The organism is Paenibacillus sp. GCM10012306 (assembly GCF_042649265.1).
Taxonomy (GTDB): Bacteria; Bacillota; Bacilli; order Paenibacillales; family Paenibacillaceae; genus Paenibacillus_AQ.
In genome coordinates this window covers 28,015-46,160 of the sequence record NZ_JBHRYW010000020.1, presented here as the reverse complement: position 1 = coordinate 46,160, position 18,146 = coordinate 28,015, and the positions used below count along the sequence as shown (strand labels likewise).

General features: G+C 46.7%; 16 protein-coding genes and 1 other annotated feature. Of the genes, 14 read left to right on the top strand and 2 right to left on the bottom strand.

The window, feature by feature from the left end; all coding sequences use genetic code 11:
- The first annotated feature begins 21 nt into the window (after positions 1-21).
- From nusG to tuf, 13 genes are all read left to right on the top strand, one after another.
- Complete coding sequence (nusG, locus tag ACFORK_RS27675) at positions 22-555, top strand: transcription termination/antitermination protein NusG (protein ID WP_379205217.1); 534 nt, start codon at positions 22-24, stop codon at positions 553-555.
- A 75-nt stretch (positions 556-630) separates the two neighbouring features.
- Entirely contained in the window at positions 631-1,056 is a 426-nt protein-coding gene (rplK, locus tag ACFORK_RS27670) for a 50S ribosomal protein L11 (protein ID WP_379205215.1), read from the top strand.
- A gap of 80 nt (positions 1,057-1,136) precedes the next feature.
- Positions 1,137-1,829, top strand: a complete 693-nt coding sequence (gene rplA, locus ACFORK_RS27665; RefSeq protein ID WP_175370355.1) for a 50S ribosomal protein L1 — start codon at positions 1,137-1,139, stop codon at positions 1,827-1,829.
- A gap of 68 nt (positions 1,830-1,897) precedes the next feature.
- Positions 1,898-2,050 (top strand) — a sequence feature (ribosomal protein L10 leader region).
- Positions 2,051-2,113: 63 nt separating this feature from the next.
- Complete coding sequence (rplJ, locus tag ACFORK_RS27660; RefSeq protein ID WP_379205212.1) at positions 2,114-2,617, top strand: 50S ribosomal protein L10; 504 nt, start codon at positions 2,114-2,116, stop codon at positions 2,615-2,617.
- A 66-nt stretch (positions 2,618-2,683) separates the two neighbouring features.
- Positions 2,684-3,043 carry a 50S ribosomal protein L7/L12 gene (gene rplL / locus ACFORK_RS27655; RefSeq protein ID WP_379205210.1) on the top strand — a complete coding sequence of 120 codons (360 nt, stop codon included), beginning with the start codon at positions 2,684-2,686 and terminating at the stop codon, positions 3,041-3,043.
- A gap of 143 nt (positions 3,044-3,186) precedes the next feature.
- Positions 3,187-3,783: a class I SAM-dependent methyltransferase gene (locus ACFORK_RS27650; RefSeq protein WP_379205207.1), complete on the top strand. Its 597-nt coding sequence runs from the start codon at positions 3,187-3,189 to the stop codon at positions 3,781-3,783.
- Between the two features lie 422 nt (positions 3,784-4,205).
- Positions 4,206-7,751 (top strand): DNA-directed RNA polymerase subunit beta, encoded by a 3,546-nt coding sequence (rpoB, locus tag ACFORK_RS27645; RefSeq protein WP_379205205.1) that lies wholly within the window; start codon positions 4,206-4,208, stop codon positions 7,749-7,751.
- A 114-nt stretch (positions 7,752-7,865) separates the two neighbouring features.
- Positions 7,866-11,477 (top strand): DNA-directed RNA polymerase subunit beta', encoded by a 3,612-nt coding sequence (gene rpoC / locus ACFORK_RS27640; RefSeq protein WP_379205203.1) that lies wholly within the window; start codon positions 7,866-7,868, stop codon positions 11,475-11,477.
- A gap of 181 nt (positions 11,478-11,658) precedes the next feature.
- On the top strand, positions 11,659-11,910 hold the full coding sequence (locus tag ACFORK_RS27635) for a ribosomal L7Ae/L30e/S12e/Gadd45 family protein (RefSeq protein WP_066367675.1): 252 nt from the start codon (positions 11,659-11,661) through the stop codon (positions 11,908-11,910).
- 136 nt (positions 11,911-12,046) lie between these two features.
- On the top strand, positions 12,047-12,466 hold the full coding sequence (rpsL, locus tag ACFORK_RS27630; protein WP_066367672.1) for a 30S ribosomal protein S12: 420 nt from the start codon (positions 12,047-12,049) through the stop codon (positions 12,464-12,466).
- A gap of 42 nt (positions 12,467-12,508) precedes the next feature.
- Positions 12,509-12,979, top strand: coding sequence for a 30S ribosomal protein S7 (gene rpsG, locus ACFORK_RS27625; RefSeq protein WP_019908219.1), 471 nt, complete (start codon positions 12,509-12,511; stop codon positions 12,977-12,979).
- A gap of 47 nt (positions 12,980-13,026) precedes the next feature.
- Positions 13,027-15,105: an elongation factor G gene (gene fusA / locus ACFORK_RS27620; RefSeq protein ID WP_379205199.1), complete on the top strand. Its 2,079-nt coding sequence runs from the start codon at positions 13,027-13,029 to the stop codon at positions 15,103-15,105.
- Positions 15,106-15,207: 102 nt separating this feature from the next.
- Positions 15,208-16,398, top strand: a complete 1,191-nt coding sequence (gene tuf, locus ACFORK_RS27615; protein ID WP_379205197.1) for an elongation factor Tu — start codon at positions 15,208-15,210, stop codon at positions 16,396-16,398.
- A gap of 168 nt (positions 16,399-16,566) precedes the next feature.
- On the opposite strand, the gene ACFORK_RS27610 is transcribed toward tuf, so the two are convergent.
- Both ACFORK_RS27610 and ACFORK_RS27605 read right to left on the bottom strand, forming a co-directional pair.
- Entirely contained in the window at positions 16,567-16,740 is a 174-nt protein-coding gene (locus tag ACFORK_RS27610) for a cupin domain-containing protein (RefSeq protein WP_379205195.1), read from the bottom strand.
- 200 nt (positions 16,741-16,940) lie between these two features.
- On the bottom strand, positions 16,941-17,243 hold the full coding sequence (locus tag ACFORK_RS27605; RefSeq protein ID WP_379205192.1) for a V4R domain-containing protein: 303 nt from the start codon (positions 17,241-17,243) through the stop codon (positions 16,941-16,943).
- A 30-nt stretch (positions 17,244-17,273) separates the two neighbouring features.
- Here ACFORK_RS27605 and ACFORK_RS27600 point away from each other — a divergent pair, with 30 nt between their 5' ends.
- Positions 17,274-18,143: a Crp/Fnr family transcriptional regulator gene (locus ACFORK_RS27600; RefSeq protein ID WP_379205256.1), complete on the top strand. Its 870-nt coding sequence runs from the start codon at positions 17,274-17,276 to the stop codon at positions 18,141-18,143.
- Positions 18,144-18,146 lie beyond the last annotated feature (3 nt).

Genomic DNA, 18,146 nt, shown 5'->3' with positions numbered 1-18,146 from the left:
AGAGGTTCCAGGTGGCTTGGTATGGAAAAAAGATGGTATGTCGTTCATACCTATTCTGGGTATGAGAATAAGGTCAAAGCCAATTTGGAAAAGCGCGTTGAGTCCATGGGCATGGAAGACAAAATATTCCGTGTTCTTGTTCCTATGGAAGAAGAACTGGTAAACAAGGATGGCAAGAAAAAAACTGTCATGCGTAAAGTTTACCCTGGTTATGTTTTGGTGGAAATGATTCAGACTGATGATTCCTGGTATGTTGTTCGCAATACACCGGGCGTTACTGGATTTGTTGGTTCGACAGGCTCGGGTTCCAAACCTACACCGCTGCTTCCAGAAGAGGTAGAACAAATTCTGAAGCATATGGGTATGGTTGAACCTAAAGCGAAGATTGATTTCGAAATCAAGGAATCCGTACGTATTATGGTTGGTCCATTTGCGAATTTTGTGGGCTCCGTGGAAGAAATTTTGGCTGACAAGAGTAAAGTTAAGGTACACGTTAACATGTTTGGACGGGAAACCCCGCTGGAGTTGGATTTCACTCAAGTGGAGAAAATATAACAAAACGCAAGGGTTTCTTGTGGGAGAGCGCTAAATGCGTTCGAAGACCACTATTGACGCAAGGAGGTGTCACTCATGGCTAAAAAAGTTATTAAAATGGTGAAACTGCAAATTCCTGCAGGGAAAGCGAACCCAGCCCCACCAGTAGGTCCGGCGCTTGGTCAAGCGGGTGTCAACATCATGGCATTCTGTAAGGAATTCAACGCTCGTACTGCTGACCAGGCTGGCCTGATCATCCCGGTTGAAATTTCAGTATTTGAAGACCGTTCCTTTACATTCATCACCAAAACTCCTCCGGCTGCCGTTCTGCTTCGCATCGCTGCTAAAGTAGAAAAAGGATCCGGTGAACCAAACAAGAAAAAAGTTGCTAAGCTGGGCCGCGCAGCGGTTCGTGAAATTGCTGAGCAAAAAATGCCCGACCTTAACGCTGCTTCCGTAGAAGCTGCTATGCGTATGGTTGAAGGTACTGCCCGCAGTATGGGTATCACAATCGAAGACTAATAAGTATTCGATGCATTGGTCAATTATGACCGCAATACGTGGGAGGAAATTCCGCTATTACCACAAAGGAGGAACATTTCATGGCTAAACACGGTAAGAAATACCAAGAAGCTGCTAAGCTGATTAACAGCGAAGCGACTTACGAGCCTTCAGAAGCTGTAGAGCTTGTGAAAAAGGCTGCGACTGCAAAATTCGACGAAACCGTTGAAGCAGCAGTTCGTCTGGGCGTAGACCCTCGTAAACAAGACCAAGCTGTTCGTGGTGTTGTTGTCCTGCCTCACGGCACAGGTAAAACACAACGCGTGCTTGTATTTGCAAAAGGTGAAAAAGCGAAGGAAGCGGAAGCTGCTGGTGCTGATTTTGTAGGCGATCAAGATATGATCAACAAAATCCAACAAGGCTGGTTTGAATTCGATGTCTGCGTAGCTACACCTGACATGATGAGTGAAGTCGGTAAACTGGGACGTCTGCTCGGTGGTAAAGGCCTTATGCCTAACCCTAAAGCAGGTACAGTTACATTCGATGTTACTAAGGCTGTGCAAGAAATCAAAGCCGGTAAAATCGAATACCGTCTCGATAAAGCTGGTCAAATTCACGCGCCTATCGGCAAAGTGTCCTTTGACGAAGCAAAATTGAATGACAACCTTAAAGCTCTGATCGACGCTTTGAACCGTGCGAAACCGGCTGCTGCTAAAGGTGTATACCTTAAAGGTATCTCGATTTCTTCCACTATGGGACCAAGCGCTCGTGTAAACACTACTGCATTCAGATAATTAGGGATTGACTCTTGCAGTCATCTTTGATAATCTATAACAGTTGTGACGAACTAAGGTATCATTCTTGAACTTGAATATGCTTACCGTAGACAGTAGGTGCCCTAAGGCTTAATTTCCTACCGAGGTGTTGTGATAGAAACAAGAGGTTGCCCGGCTTGCCGTGTAGCTATCGTTTTATCAAGCCTTCGTGATTCTGCGGAGGCTTTTCTAATGCCTGCGTAGGAACGGCGCGGATTCCTCGGATGGAACGCCGTCACATAAATTTTCAGGAGGTGTATACATTGGCAAATGCAAAAGTAATTCAAGCTAAACAAGATGCAGTAGATGTGATTACTGCTAAGTTTAAAGGTAGCGTAACTACTGTTGTTGCGGACTACCGCGGTTTGAACGTTTCCCAAGTGACTGAACTGCGTAAGCAGCTTCGTGAAGCTGGCGTTGACTTTCAAGTCCTGAAGAACACATTGCTTCGCCGTGCAACTGCAGCGGCTGAATTGACTGAGTTGGACGAAGTTCTGACTGGTCCTACAGCGATCGCATTCAGTGAAACTGATGCAGTAGCTCCGGCTAAGATCTTGAACGAGTTCGCCAAGAAAAACGACGCTTTGAAATTGAAAGGCGGCGTAGTAGAAGGCCGTGTCATCGACGCGGACCAAATTAAGGCACTGGCAGAGCTTCCTTCCCGCGAAGGTTTGCTGTCCATGCTGCTTAGCGTGCTTCAAGCTCCTGTGCGTAACTTCGCACTTGCAGTTAAAGCTGTTGCTGAGAAAGAAGAACAAAGCGCGTAAGCCTTTGCTCTTTGCAGTGTAATTCATTAACACAAACAAATTTAAATATAAAATGGAGGTTCAATCATGAGTAAAGAAGCAATCTTGGAAGCAATTAAAGGCATGAGCGTATTGGAACTGAACGACCTGGTTAAAGCAATTGAAGAAGAATTCGGCGTAACTGCAGCAGCTCCAGTTGTTGTAGGTGGCGCAGCAGCAGCTGTTGTTGAAGAGCAAAGCGAATTCGACGTAATCCTGACTAGCGCTGGTGCTTCCAAAATCAACGTTATCAAGATCGTTCGTGAAATCACTGGCCTTGGCTTGAAAGAAGCTAAAGACCTCGTAGACAACGCACCAAAACCAATCAAAGAAAAAGTAAGCAAAGAAGACGCAGAAGCTACCAAAGCAAAATTGGAAGAAGCTGGCGCAGTAGTAGAAGTAAAATAGTTTTAAAGCAACAGGTACAGCGTTCGGAAGCGAAGTCATTCCTTCCGGCTTACAAAAGACCCCTTGAACATGTTCAAGGGGTTTGCTGTATGAAAAGGGAATGCTTGTACATTCAATGGGTTTAAGGAAAAGGGAGGAGCTACATGTCGCAGCATTATTATTCGCAGCAGCCCGAAGTGCGTCATAACAGACGCACGATTAATACCGTTCTCAGAGGGAAGAATCTCAGCTTTACGAGCGATGCCGGTGTTTTCTCAAAAGGCGATATTGATTATGGTAGCCGTGTACTGATAGAAATGATGGAGATCCCGGATGGTTCGGCTGTGCTTGATGTCGGCTGTGGGTATGGACCTATTGGAATCAGCGCAGCTCATCTTGTCCCTGGGGGACATGTAACGATGGTTGATATCAATAGCCGTGCGGTTGAACTGGCGCGCGAGAATGCACAGCAGAACGGGATAAGGAATGTTACGGTAATGGAAAGCGACGTGCTCAGCGTATTGAAGGACCAGAAATTCGATGTGATCCTTACCAATCCCCCGATTCGGGCGGGAAAAGCAGTCGTTCATCAAATTTTTGAAGAAGCTTATGAGCACCTGGAAGTAGGCGGAAGCCTGTGGGTAGTCATTCAGAAGAAACAAGGTGCACCGTCGGCAGTGACCAAGCTGGAGAGTTTATTCTCGGAAGTTGAAGAAGTGGGGAAAGACAAGGGCTACCGAATTCTGCGGGCTCAAAAATAAAAGGCATTTGGTCGTTGACATGAGATACTGATAGTGGTATTATTATAAAATGTCAGTATTAAGATAGGCTCCATGTCTTTAGTTTGCTGAAATGTCAAGTGATATATTGTCGGCGGCAAGCGCATGCCGTACGGCATGTTTTTGCGGAAGTGTGCTTCATGTCTGTGGTGGTATTACGAAGCCGAGAGCGTGAGGACAAATGCATAAACTGTTGCTTGCTGACGTATAATATGTACGTTTTGGGCAAATCTACTGGATAAGGAGTATTTTCGCCGTAAATAAATGCGCTCTTTTTTCGAAGATTTTCGATAAGGGCCTTTCTTTATTTAGGGCTGAATCCTGCTGTTATGGTTCCATTATACGGTTCCAAACAAGGGTTCGCAATCAATTTTTAAGTGAGTAGACATGAGGGGTGAGTAAAGTTGGCAGGACATCTTGTTCAGTATGGTCGACGCACTCGGCGAAGCTATGCGAGAATTAACGAAGTTCTCGAGGTTCCGAATCTGATCGAGATCCAACAAAAATCGTATGATTGGTTTTTGGAAGAGGGATTACGGGAAATGTTTCAGGACATCTCGCCGATCCAGGATTTCACAGGCAATTTGGTACTCGAGTTCATTGATTACAGCCTGGGTGAACCGAAATATACGGTTGATGACGCTAAAGAGCGGGACGTAACATATGCGGCTCCTCTTCGGGTAAAGGTGCGTCTCATCAATAAGGAAACCGGTGAGGTCAAAGAGCAGGAAGTGTTCATGGGGGATTTCCCGCTGATGACGGAGACCGGCACGTTTATTATCAATGGTGCGGAACGGGTTATTGTCAGCCAGTTGGTTCGCTCTCCAAGCGTCTATTTCAGCACAAAAGTAGATAAGAACGCCAAGAAAACCTACACCGCTACAGTAATTCCTAACCGCGGCGCATGGCTAGAGCTTGAAACCGACGCGAAGGACATCATGTATGTTCGGATTGACCGGACCCGTAAAATTCCGGTTACCGTGCTTCTGCGTGCACTAGGTTTCGGCAGTGATGCTGAGATTTTGGAATTGCTTGGTAATGATGAATATATTCGCAATACGCTGGATAAAGACAATACGGATTCTACGGAAAAAGCGCTTATCGAAATTTATGAGCGTCTTCGTCCGGGCGAGCCGCCAACTCTTGATAATGCTAAGAGCTTGCTGGTTGCACGTTTCTTTGATCCAAAACGTTATGACCTAGCTAACGTAGGTCGTTACAAAATCAACAAAAAGCTGCACATTAAGAACCGTCTGTTCAATCAGCGTCTGGCTCAGCCTTTGGTAGATGAAGCCACTGGCGAAATCCTGGCTGAAGCAGGACAAATGGTAGACCGTCGTTTGCTTGATGAGCTGATTCCGCATTTTGAGAAAGATGTTGCTCACAAGAACTACCGCGTAACTGGCGGAGTGCTTGACAGTGAAGATATTCCGCTTCAGACGATCGACGTTTATTCGCCGATTGAAGATGGACGGGTGATCAAGCTGATTGCCAATGGCAATATCGATAAAGCGGTCAAGCATATTACTCCGGCTGATATTATTTCCTCAATCAGCTATTTTATTAATTTGCTGCACGGTATCGGCAACACGGATGATATCGACCACTTGGGTAACCGTCGTCTGCGTTCTGTCGGCGAACTCTTGCAGAATCAGTTCCGTATCGGCTTGTCCCGTATGGAACGCGTAGTACGTGAGAGAATGTCCATTCAGGATGCCAATGCGATTACACCACAGGCGCTTATCAACATTCGTCCGGTTATCGCATCGATTAAAGAGTTCTTCGGTAGCTCTCAGTTGTCCCAGTTTATGGACCAGACTAACCCGCTTGCAGAGTTGACACACAAACGTCGTCTCTCCGCACTCGGACCCGGAGGTCTTACGCGGGAACGCGCGGGCTTTGAAGTTCGCGACGTCCATCACAGTCACTATGGCCGGATGTGTCCAATTGAAACGCCGGAAGGTCCGAACATCGGTTTGATCAACTCCTTGTCCACCTTCGCTCGCATCAACGAATACGGATTTATTGAAGCTCCGTACCGTTGGGTTGATCCGAAGACAGGTAAGGTCACTGAGCAAATTGATTACCTGACTGCGGATGAAGAGGACAACTACGTTGTCGCACAGGCCAACGTTCTTTTGGAAGAAGACGGTTCTTTCAAAGAAGACATGGTTATCGTTCGTTACAACAAAGATTCGGATAACATTACATCCATGCCGAGTAATCGCGTCGATTACATGGACGTATCGCCTAAACAGGTTGTATCGGTCGCTACGGCGCTCATTCCGTTCCTGGAGAACGATGACTCCAACCGCGCACTGATGGGATCCAACATGCAACGTCAGGCAGTTCCATTGCTTATTCCTAAGGCTCCACTAGTGGGTACAGGAATGGAGCATAAATCTGCTAAAGATTCCGGCGTATGTATCGTTTCCAAATATGACGGTGTTATCGAGCGTTCCTCTGCCAACGAAATTTGGCTGCGTCGTGTCGAGACTGTCGAAGGCAAAGAAGTTAAAGGCGATATCGTTAAATATAAATTACACAAATTCATGCGTTCGAACCAAGGTACCTGTATTAACCAACGCCCACTCGCTAAGAGAGGCGACGTAGTTAAGAAAGGTGATATCCTGGCAGACGGACCTTCCACAGAAATGGGCGAATTGGCTCTTGGTCGTAACGTAGTCGTTGCGTTCATGACTTGGGAAGGTTACAACTACGAGGATGCGATCTTGCTGAGTGAGAAATTGGTTAAAGAGGATGTATACACTTCGATCCATATCGAAGAATACGAATCTGAAGCCCGTGACACGAAGCTCGGACCTGAGGAAATTACTCGTGATATTCCTAACGTTGGGGAAGAAGCTTTGCGCAATCTTGACGAGCGCGGCATCATCCGCATCGGTGCGGAAATCAGCGCTGGCGATATTCTTGTAGGTAAAGTAACGCCTAAGGGTGTAACGGAACTTACGGCTGAAGAACGCCTGCTACATGCCATCTTCGGTGAGAAGGCGCGTGAAGTACGTGATACAAGCTTGCGTGTTCCTCACGGTAGTGATGGTATTATCGTTGACGTTAAAGTATTTACACGCGAGAACGGCGATGAGCTGCCACCGGGTGTGAATCAATTGGTTCGTGTGTACATCGCTCAGAAGCGTAAGATTTCTGAAGGTGACAAGATGGCCGGACGTCACGGTAACAAGGGTGTCGTTGCCCGTATCCTGCCAGAAGAAGACATGCCGTTCCTGCCGGACGGTACACCAGTACAGGTTGTCCTCAACCCGCTGGGTGTCCCTTCCCGTATGAATATTGGACAGGTGCTTGAAGTGCATATCGGTATGGCTGCTTTGCGTCTGGGTATTCATATCGCAACGCCGGTATTCGACGGTGCACGTGAGAACGACGTATTCGACACGATGGAAGAAGCAGGCATGCAGCGCAACGGTAAGACCGTGCTATACGACGGCCGGACAGGTGAACGCTTCGAGCGTGAGGTTACCGTTGGCGTCATGCACATGATCAAGCTGGCGCACATGGTTGATGATAAGATTCATGCTCGTTCTACTGGACCATACTCTCTCGTTACGCAACAGCCGCTGGGTGGTAAAGCTCAGTTCGGTGGTCAGCGCTTCGGGGAGATGGAAGTGTGGGCGCTTGAAGCTTACGGTGCTGCTTATACCTTGCAAGAAATTCTGACTGTGAAATCCGATGACGTGGTTGGTCGTGTGAAAACGTACGAATCCATCGTCAAAGGCGAGAACGTACCTGAACCGGGCGTTCCTGAGTCGTTCAAAGTATTGATCAAGGAACTGCAGTCACTGGGTATGGATGTTAAAATCCTGAGCGGTGATGAGCAGGAGATCGAGATGAAAGAACTGGATGATGAGGACGATACGTCAGGCGACAAGCTCAGCCTCAACTTGGAAGGCTCAGAAGTCGGAGTAGATTAATAGATCCCGAAACGTTGGAATTCCATTACAAAAGGACCGCGCCCTCTTTTGATTGTCATGATCAAGGGAGGGCCAGCGGCACTAAATCAGGATTAGGTTAAGGAGGGTTGCTCCTTGTTGGACGTTAACAATTTTGAATTTATGAAAATCGGACTCGCATCTCCGGAGAAAATTCGTTCTTGGTCCCGCGGAGAAGTTAAAAAACCGGAAACCATTAACTATCGTACATTGAAACCGGAAAAAGAGGGTCTTTTTTGCGAGCGTATCTTTGGACCCCAAAAAGACTGGGAATGTCATTGCGGTAAGTACAAACGCGTCCGTTATAAGGGTGTTGTCTGTGACCGTTGTGGCGTAGAAGTTACACGTGCGAAAGTTCGTCGCGAACGTATGGGGCATATCGAATTAGCAGCTCCTGTATCGCATATCTGGTACTTCAAAGGTATTCCTAGCCGGATGGGGCTGGCACTGGATATGTCGCCAAGATCCCTGGAAGAGATTATCTATTTCGCTTCCTATGTTGTAACTGACCCAGGTGAAACTCCGCTTGAGAAGAAGCAATTGCTGTCTGAAAAAGAATACCGCAGCTACCGTGAGAAATACGGCTACGGATTCCAAGCCGGTATGGGTGCTGAAGCTGTCAAAAAGCTTCTTCAAGATATCGACATCGACAAGGAATTGGAATTCCTTAAAGAAGAGCTGCGTACGGCTCAAGGCCAACGCCGCAACCGGGCTATCAAACGCCTGGAAGTTATCGAGGCTTTCCGCAACTCCGGCAACAAACCTGATTGGATGATCATGGATGTGCTCCCGGTTATTCCACCGGAGCTTCGCCCAATGGTTCAATTGGATGGTGGCCGTTTTGCTACGTCTGACTTGAATGATTTGTACCGTCGTGTAATCAACCGGAACAACCGTCTGAAGAGACTGCTTGATCTTGGTGCCCCTGATATTATCGTGCAAAACGAAAAACGGATGCTTCAGGAAGCAGTTGACGCCCTGATCGACAATGGTCGTCGTGGCCGTCCAGTAACCGGTCCTGGTAACCGTCCGCTCAAATCCCTCAGCCACATGCTGAAAGGTAAACAAGGACGTTTCCGTCAGAACTTGCTCGGTAAACGGGTTGACTACTCCGGACGTTCCGTTATCGTCGTAGGTCCGTACCTCAAGATGTACCAATGCGGCCTGCCTAAGAAAATGGCGCTGGAACTGTTCAAGCCATTTGTAATGAAAGAATTGGTTAATAAAGGGCTTGCCCACAACATAAAGAGCGCAAAACGTAAAGTTGAGCGCGTTAGTCCTGAAGTATGGGATGTGCTTGAAGAAGTAATCAGAGAGCACCCGGTTCTGCTTAACCGTGCCCCTACGCTTCACCGTCTCGGTATCCAGGCGTTTGAACCGATTCTGGTAGAAGGTCATGCTATCCGTCTTCACCCGCTCGTATGTACGGCTTACAACGCCGACTTCGACGGTGACCAAATGGCGGTACACGTACCTCTGTCAGCAGAAGCTCAAGCTGAAGCTCGCATTCTTATGCTGGCATCTGGTAACATTCTTAACCCTAAAGACGGTAAACCAGTTGTTACACCTTCCCAGGATATGGTCCTTGGTACGTACTACCTGACCATGGACAACAAGGAAGAAAAGGGCAGCGGTATGATTCTGCGCACCGTAAACGAAGCTGTTTCGGCTTACCAACGCGGAACTGCAGGTCTGCATGCTCGTGTTGCTATTCCAGTTAAGGCGCTTAACAAAACATCCTTTACTGAAGAGCAACAAAATGCGTTGATGATCACAACTGTCGGAAAGATTATCTTTAATGAAATCTATCCGAGCAGCTTCCCTTATATTAACGAAGCAACCAAAACAAACCTGCTTCATGGTACGCCTGATAAGTACTTCATCTATGAAAAAGGTGCCGATATCCACGAGCGCATCATGAATGCTTCAGATGCTGGTGCTGTAGGTAAGGAATATCTTGGGCTTATCATCGCTCGTTGTTTTGAGACTTATCATACGACCAAAACATCTGTGATTTTGGATAAAATCAAGCAACTGGGCTTCACTTACTCCACTCGTTCCGGTGTAACGGTTGCCGTATCAGACGTTGTTGTACCTGAAGAAAAAGCACAAATTCTGAAGGATTCCGACGCGAAGGTTGATGTAGTTGCTAACCAATATCGCCGTGGTTTGATCACCAATGACGAACGGTATGACCGTGTCATTGAGATTTGGTCGAAAACCAAAGACGAGCTTACGAATATCCTCTTGAAATCAATGGACCGTTACAACTCCATTATGCTCATGGTTGATTCGAAGGCACGGGGTAACAAATCGCAGATCACCCAGCTTGGTGGTATGCGCGGACTGATGGCAACACCATCCGGACGAATTTTCGAACTCCCAATCAAAGCGAACTTCCGTGAAGGTCTTACCGTCTTGGAGTACTTTATCTCCACGCACGGAGCGCGTAAAGGTCTGGCCGATACAGCGTTGCGTACAGCGGACTCCGGTTACTTGACTCGTCGTCTCGTTGACGTAGCACAGGATGTTATCGTTCGCGAAGAAGATTGCGGTACGGATAAAGGGTTCACTGTTAGCCGTATTCAGGATGGTAAAGAAGTTATCGAGGATCTGTATGACCGTATTGAAGGTCGTTACTGCTTCGAGACCGTTCGTCATCCGGAAACTAAGGAAATTATTGTACACCGCAATGACCTGATCGATTCTGACAAAGCGGAAGCAATCGTCAATGCTGGTGTAACCAAACTGCAAATTCGTTCCGTACTTAGCTGCCGTGCCCGTCACGGTGTCTGCAAGAAGTGCTACGGACGTAACCTGGCAACAGGCAAGCACGTGGAAATCGGTGAAGCAGTTGGTATCATCGCTGCCCAATCCATCGGGGAACCAGGAACACAGCTTACCATGCGTACGTTCCATACCGGGGGCGTTGCGGGAGACGATATCACACAAGGTTTGCCGCGTATCCAGGAGTTGTTTGAAGCCCGTAACCCTAAAGGTCAGGCGACAATCAGTGAGATTGATGGCGTAATCAAGGAAATCCGTGAAACCAAAGACCGTCGTGAAATCGAAGTTCAAGGTGAAGCTGAATCCAAAACTTACTCCATTACTTACGGATCACGGCTGCGCGTTAGTGAAGGCCAGGAAATTGAAGCTGGCGATGAGCTGACCGACGGTTCGATTGACCCTAAAGAAATGCTGCGTATCAAAGGTATCCGTGGGGTACAGAACTACATTCTGCAAGAAGTACAGCGTGTATATCGTAACCAAGGCGTAGAAATCAATGATAAGCACATTGAAGTTATGATCAAACAAATGTTGCGCAAAATCCGCATCATCGATGCCGGGGATACCAATCTCCTGCCAGGTGCGTTTGCAGACATTCATGAATACGAAGCAGCGAACAAAGAAGCTATCCTGTCGGGTAATGAGCCTGCAGTTGCCAAGCCGGTACTGCTCGGTATTACCAAGGCTTCCCTTGAGACGGACTCCTTCCTGTCTGCCGCGTCTTTCCAAGAGACAACACGCGTGCTTACAGATGCAGCCATCAAAGGAAAAGTGGATAAACTTCTCGGCCTGAAAGAAAATGTTATCATCGGTAAGCTGATTCCTGCCGGTACAGGTATGAATCGTTACCGCAACGTTAAACTTTCTGATCCGAATGCAGAAGAAGAACTGGAATCTTTAGAGACAGTTCCTGCTGAGTAATAGAACAACCATTGTCAGTGTATTCGCGTCATTTCTACATGGTTAGACGTGACGCGATTGCCTGATATGGATTTTATAAATTTATTGCTGTTTTTCTTGACAGGGCCTTCTGATAATGCTAATATGTCTAAGGTGCGTGAGTAGTCTTGTTATTCTTGTTCATTGGAGGTAATGATTTTTCATGACTGAAGATAGAGGATTACAGGATGCTCAGGTCAAGATCGGTACCAAGCAAACCGTCAAAGCGGTGGAGATGGGCCAAGCCGCAGAAGTATATGTGGCAGAGGACGGAGATCAACGGCTTACTTCCAGGATTGTTATGCTTTGTAACAAACAAGGTGTCAAGGTCACTTATGTAGATACGATGCTGAATTTGGGCAAGGCCTGCGGAATAGAAGTGGGCGCTGCGATGGCAGCCGTCTTAAAACAATAGCAAGCATCTAGAAATGTTTTTGTACCGGGGTGTACTTCGGCAGCAAGGACTTTTCATTTGTCTTTTTATGAACCACCTGGGTCTGTGGACTTAAGTTCGTAAGAAGGTTATCAATTCAGGAAGGGGGTGGCACAACATGCCAACAATTAATCAATTGGTTCGTAAAGGCCGTCAAGCCAAAATCGACAAATCCAAATCTCCTGCTCTTCAAAAAGGGTATAACGCCCTGAAGCGTGAGACTACAAATTTGAGCGCCCCGCAAAAACGCGGTGTGTGCACTCGTGTAGGCACAATGACTCCACGTAAACCAAACTCCGCACTTCGTAAGTATGCCCGTGTTCGTTTGACGAACCGTCTTGAGGTGACTGCTTACATCCCAGGTATCGGACACAACCTTCAAGAGCACAGCGTTGTATTGCTGCGCGGAGGTAAAGTTAAAGACCTTGCGGGAGTTCGTTATCACATCGTTCGTGGTGCACTGGATACAGCTGGCGTAGCTAACCGTATGCAAGCTCGCTCCAAGTATGGTGCAAAACGTCCTAAAGTGAAGAAATAAGATTAAAACTAAGTAAGAACCATTTAAGAAAGGGGGATATCCATGCCACGCAAAGGTCCAGTTACTAAGAGAGACGTACTGCCAGATCCATTGTATAATAGCAAGTTGGTTACTCGTTTGATCAACCGCATTATGCTGGATGGTAAAAGAGGTGTCGCTCAAAGCATTCTGTACAATTCGTTCAAGCTGATTCAAGAACGTACGGGTAAAGAGCCGATGGAAGTTTTCGAAGCTGCCATCAAGAATATCATGCCGGTATTGGAAGTTAAGGCTCGTCGTGTCGGCGGTGCGAACTACCAAGTACCTATCGAGGTTAAGCCTGAAAGACGTACTGCTTTGGGATTACGTTGGCTCGTGAACTATTCACGTAACCGCGGTGAGAAGACTATGGAAGAGCGTTTGGCGGCTGAGATCATCGACGCTTCCAACAACACTGGTGCTTCCGTTAAGAAACGTGAAGACACGCACAAAATGGCTGAAGCGAACAAAGCGTTTGCTCACTACCGTTGGTAGGATTCTAGTCATTAAAATAACTTCTATTTTGAAAGGAGCTCCATTCAATGGCAAGAGAGTTCTCCTTAAAAAATACACGTAATATCGGGATCATGGCGCATATTGATGCTGGTAAGACGACTACTACTGAGCGGATTCTTTTCTACACAGGCCGTACGCACAAAATCGGTGAAGTTCACGAGGGTGCAGCTACAATGGACTGGATGGAACAAGAACAAGAGCGCGGAATCACGATTACGTCCGCTGCTACAACTGCTGCGTGGAAAGGTCACCGCATCAATATCATTGATACCCCAGGGCACGTTGACTTCACTGTTGAAGTTGAACGTTCCCTGCGTGTATTGGATGGGGCAGTAGGCGTATTTAGTGCGAAAGAGGGCGTTGAACCTCAGTCTGAAACCGTATGGAGACAGGCTGACCGTTATAACGTTCCACGTATCGCATATGTTAACAAAATGGACATTATCGGTGCGGATTTCCTTAACGTAATCGAAACTATGCGCGATCGTCTTCAAGCCAATGCAGTTGCTATTCAACTGCCAATTGGTGCAGAAAGTGATTTCGCGGGTATTATCGACCTAGTTGAGCAAAAAGCACACATCTTTAAAGATGATCTTGGCCAAAACATCGAAGTAACGGATATTCCGGAAGAATATTTGGCCCAAGTTGAGGAACTGCGTACCGAGTTGATCGAGAAAGTTGCTGAACTTGATGAAGATCTGACTATGAAGTATCTGGAAGGCGAAGAACTTACAATTCCGGAAATCAAAGCTGCAATTCGCAAAGGCGTAGTTGAAGTTAAGATCTTCCCAGTAATTTGTGGATCTTCCTACCGTAACAAAGGTATTCAGCTGATGCTGGATGCTGTTGTTGATTACTTGCCATCTCCTGTGGACGTACCTGCGATTCAAGGTCACCTTGAAGACGGTACAGAAACTGTTCGTCATTCTTCGGATGAAGAGCCGTTTGCTGCATTGGCATTTAAAATCATGACAGACCCTTATGTTGGTAAACTTACGTTCTTCCGCGTATACTCCGGTATTCTGGAGTCCGGTTCTTACGTAGTTAACGCTACTAAGAACAAACGCGAGCGTATCGGCCGTATCCTGCAGATGCATGCGAACAGCCGCCAAGAAATCTCCGTAGTATACTCCGGTGATATCGCGGCAGCCGTTGGTTTGAAAGATACAGGTACAGGTGATACACTATGTGATGAGAAACATCCGGTTATTCTGGAGTCCATGAACTTCCCTGATCCGGTTATCGAAATCGCAGTTGAACCAAAAACCAAAGCTGACCAAGACAAATTGGGTGTTGCTCTCGGTAAGTTGACAGAAGAGGATCCTACTCTTCGCGCTCACACTGACGAAGAAACAGGCCAAACAATCCTGGCAGGTATGGGTGAGCTTCACCTGGATATTATCATCGACCGTATGCGCCGCGAATTTAAGGTAGAAACCAACGTGGGTAAACCACAGGTTGCTTACCGTGAAACATTCAAAGCTCCAGCACGCGTTGAAGGTAAATTCGTTCGTCAATCCGGAGGTCGCGGTCAGTACGGTCACGTGTGGGTTGAGTTTGAACCTCTCGAGCCGGGTACTGGCAGCCAATTCGAAAGCAAGATCGTCGGTGGTTCTGTACCAAGAGAATACATCGCCCCTGCACTTGCTGGTATTGAAGAGCAAATGAAAAACGGCGTACTTGCAGGCTTCCCGCTTGTAGACGTTAAGGCAACCATCGTAGATGGTTCTTACCATGATGTTGACTCCAACGAAATGGCATTTAAAATTGCTGGTTCGATGGCGCTTAAAGCAGCAAAAGATAAGTGTAAACCTATCTTGCTTGAGCCAATCATGAAAGTGGAAGTAACTGTTCCTGAGGAATACATGGGCGACGTAATGGGTATGTTGAACTCCCGCCGTGGACGGATCGAAGGTATGGATTCCCGTGGTGGTGCTCAAATTATTCGTGCGAAGGTACCTCTTTCCGAAATGTTCGGATACTCCACAACCCTGCGTTCCGGTACACAAGGACGCGGCGTATTCTCAATGGAGCTTTCTCACTATGAAGAAGTTCCTAAGAACATCGCTGAAGAAATCGTGTCCAAGAACAAAGGCGGAGAGTAAGACAACGTTTTGACTTGCCGTTCCGATTAACAGTCATCTTTGAATCTACTAGACGGACGGCTCTAAAATACAAGGAAACCATATTAAGGAGGAACTGTTCAAATGGCAAAGGCAAAGTTTGAACGTACTAAACCACACGTTAACATTGGTACTATCGGTCACGTCGACCATGGTAAAACAACTCTGACTGCTGCAATCACAACTGTATTGTCCAAAACTTACGGTGGTGCTGCTGTAGCATTCGACCAAATCGATAAAGCTCCAGAAGAGCGCGAGCGCGGTATCACTATCTCCACAGCTCACGTTGAATATGAAACTCCTGCTCGTCACTACGCACACGTAGACTGCCCTGGTCACGCCGACTATGTTAAAAACATGATCACTGGCGCAGCGCAAATGGACGGAGCGATCCTGGTTGTATCCGCAGCTGACGGCCCAATGCCACAAACTCGCGAACACATCCTGTTGTCCCGCCAAGTAGGTGTTCCTTACATCGTTGTCTTCTTGAACAAGTGTGATATGGTTGAAGACGAAGAGTTGTTGGAACTGGTTGAAATGGAAGTTCGCGACTTGCTGAGCGAGTATGACTTCCCAGGCGACGACACTCCAATCACTCGTGGATCCGCTCGTGAAGCTCTGCAAAACCCAGACGGCGAGTGGGCTCAAAAGATCGTTGAAATGTTCAACATCATCGATGAGTACATTCCACTTCCAGAGCGTCAAACTGACAAGCCTTTCTTGATGCCTGTCGAGGACGTATTCTCCATCACTGGCCGCGGTACTGTGGCAACTGGTCGCGTAGAACGCGGAACCATTAAAGTGGGCGAAGAAATCGAAATCGTTGGTATTCACGAAGAAACTAAGAAATCCGTAGTTACGGGCGTTGAAATGTTCCGTAAATTGCTGGATTCCGCTCAAGCGGGCGACAACATCGGAGCTTTGCTTCGTGGTGTAGACCGTAACAACATCGAGCGCGGTCAAGTATTGGCTAAACCAGCTTCCGTTAAGCCACACACTGAATTCAGTGCTCAAATCTACGTTCTGACTAAAGAAGAAGGTGGCCGTCACAAGCCTTTCTTCACTGGTTACCGTCCACAGTTCTACTTCCGTACAACTGACGTAACTGGTATCATCAACCTGCCAGAAGGTACTGAAATGGTTATGCCTGGTGATAACATCACTGTAACGGTTGCCCTGATCTCCCCAATCGCGATTGAAGAAGGTACTAAGTTCTCCATTCGTGAAGGTGGACGTACAGTTGGCGCCGGCGCTGTAGCAACCATCACTAAATAATTTGGCTCTATCCATTAGGATAGTTGCTTAATAAGGACAGAGGGTCTTCTCTTGAAGATCCTCTGTTTTTTTGTACATTCATAGATACATAGATGTATACATAAACACATAAAAAACTCTGCACCACTAAATGCGGCAACAGAGCTTTTTTAAGGAGAACAAATTCATCTAAACGTTACGGGTGTAGGCTGCATCTGGGATTTTGCATAATACGACATATAGACTTGCCGGGATTTCCCCACTGTTATGAAAAGCAAATGCTTCCTCTCCACCGATGTGGATAACCTCTCCCTTATTGCTCTCCTTATCTACTCCGTCCACAGTAATTTGTGCCCTTGCCATCAAGCATCAGAATGTAGACATCAGTTCCTGGATGTGTATGTGTGGGTAGTTGCTGACCGGGCAGGAAATTTAGTACGAATACGACGCTTTCGCCTTCTTGAAAGAGAACTCTTTTTGTAAAACGGCTTTCTTTGTATTGGATAGCTTCGGATAAAATCAATTTCTGCATGAAAATCTACCTTTCCTTATAGGTTGTTTAGTTAAAGTCTGATCTCATACTCACAGTGCTTGTGACCAGGGGCATCGCACTTGATCTCTCTTACCGGTATTATTCGACCCATAATTTTGGATATTGCCCCTTCTAGAATTGCGCCTTCTAGATCACAGATCATTTTTTCCTCCTGTACAGGCAGCCCTTTGCAAAAGCAGTCATCCTTTCCCCCCATAGGAAGACCTTGGTTCAGTCCGATCAGGCGTATCGTGCGAAAAAGCTCTAGTGGAACCATATTGCCTAGCTGAGCCCGGTCCATTCTCTTCATATCCTCAAAGCTGTATTGCAGCATGAGCATTTCCTCCTGATAATCTTTTTCTATATGCCTATTGTGACAGTCTTAAAGAGTTACGTCCTTGATATAGATCAATTATTCAAAATTACGGTGATGGTAATCACAAGGATGAAGGTAGCGCTTTGCTATGGTAAGAGTATCACTATAAAGAAGGGAGATAACATGTCCTGTTCTAGTTGTTGTTTATCTTCCTGTGTTCAGCGTGTGCCGGTATTTAAAGGTCTAACGGATGCAGAAGTAGCACTTATAGAGGGGATTATTGAGTCGAAGCGCTATAGCAAGGGGGATCTGGTATGCGTTGAAGGTGAACCATCGGATTCTTTATTTGTATTGCATTCGGGCATGATTAAACTTACACAGAGCAGTCGGGATGGAAAGGAGCATATTTTGCGGTTTCTGTTCCCAGGGGATTATTGTGGTCAGTTCTCCATGCTGAAGAACACAGAGAGTTATGTTAATGCTGAGATGCTGGAAGAGGGTACAGTATGCTGCTTGCACAGAGAGCAGTTCCTCCCTTTATTGGCGGGTAATGCGACGCTTGCGTATAACTTCCTACTGTCGATGAGTGAGCAGCTCCATTATGCAGAGGAGTGGGCTGGTGCGATGCATATGCTAGAGGTGGAACAGCGGCTGGCCAAAATTCTCATCTACTTCTATTCAAAGGATGCAGCAGTTCGGGCATATGGAGAGCATTCGAGAGAGATCCTTTTGCCAGCACCCAAAAAAGAAATCGCAGCAATGATCGGAACAACTGCAGAAACGCTAAGCCGAAAGCTCAACCAATTTGTTAAGTGGAAATGGATTGCGGTGCGTAAACGAGTGATCAATATTTTAGACTTGGATGCCCTAATAGGTATGAGCGAGATCCGTACGAGTAGAAAAATATTGTGTACCTAAGAT

Excerpts from the sequence above, each read along its gene's own strand:
- rplL (WP_379205210.1), top strand. The coding sequence starts at position 2,684 with ATGAGTAAAGAAGCAATCTTGGAAGCAATTAAAGGCATGAGCGTATTG.
- fusA (WP_379205199.1), top strand. The coding sequence starts at position 13,027 with ATGGCAAGAGAGTTCTCCTTAAAAAATACACGTAATATCGGGATCATG.
- nusG (WP_379205217.1), top strand. The coding sequence starts at position 22 with ATGGAAAAAAGATGGTATGTCGTTCATACCTATTCTGGGTATGAGAAT.
- rplA (WP_175370355.1), top strand. The coding sequence starts at position 1,137 with ATGGCTAAACACGGTAAGAAATACCAAGAAGCTGCTAAGCTGATTAAC.
- rplK (WP_379205215.1), top strand. The coding sequence starts at position 631 with ATGGCTAAAAAAGTTATTAAAATGGTGAAACTGCAAATTCCTGCAGGG.
- ACFORK_RS27600 (WP_379205256.1), top strand. The coding sequence starts at position 17,274 with ATGCCTATTGTGACAGTCTTAAAGAGTTACGTCCTTGATATAGATCAA.
- rpsL (WP_066367672.1), top strand. The coding sequence starts at position 12,047 with ATGCCAACAATTAATCAATTGGTTCGTAAAGGCCGTCAAGCCAAAATC.
- ACFORK_RS27610 (WP_379205195.1), bottom strand. The coding sequence starts at position 16,740 with ATGGCAAGGGCACAAATTACTGTGGACGGAGTAGATAAGGAGAGCAAT.
- tuf (WP_379205197.1), top strand. The coding sequence starts at position 15,208 with ATGGCAAAGGCAAAGTTTGAACGTACTAAACCACACGTTAACATTGGT.
- rpsG (WP_019908219.1), top strand. The coding sequence starts at position 12,509 with ATGCCACGCAAAGGTCCAGTTACTAAGAGAGACGTACTGCCAGATCCA.
- ACFORK_RS27605 (WP_379205192.1), bottom strand. The coding sequence starts at position 17,243 with ATGCTGCAATACAGCTTTGAGGATATGAAGAGAATGGACCGGGCTCAG.
- ACFORK_RS27650 (WP_379205207.1), top strand. The coding sequence starts at position 3,187 with ATGTCGCAGCATTATTATTCGCAGCAGCCCGAAGTGCGTCATAACAGA.
- ACFORK_RS27635 (WP_066367675.1), top strand. The coding sequence starts at position 11,659 with ATGACTGAAGATAGAGGATTACAGGATGCTCAGGTCAAGATCGGTACC.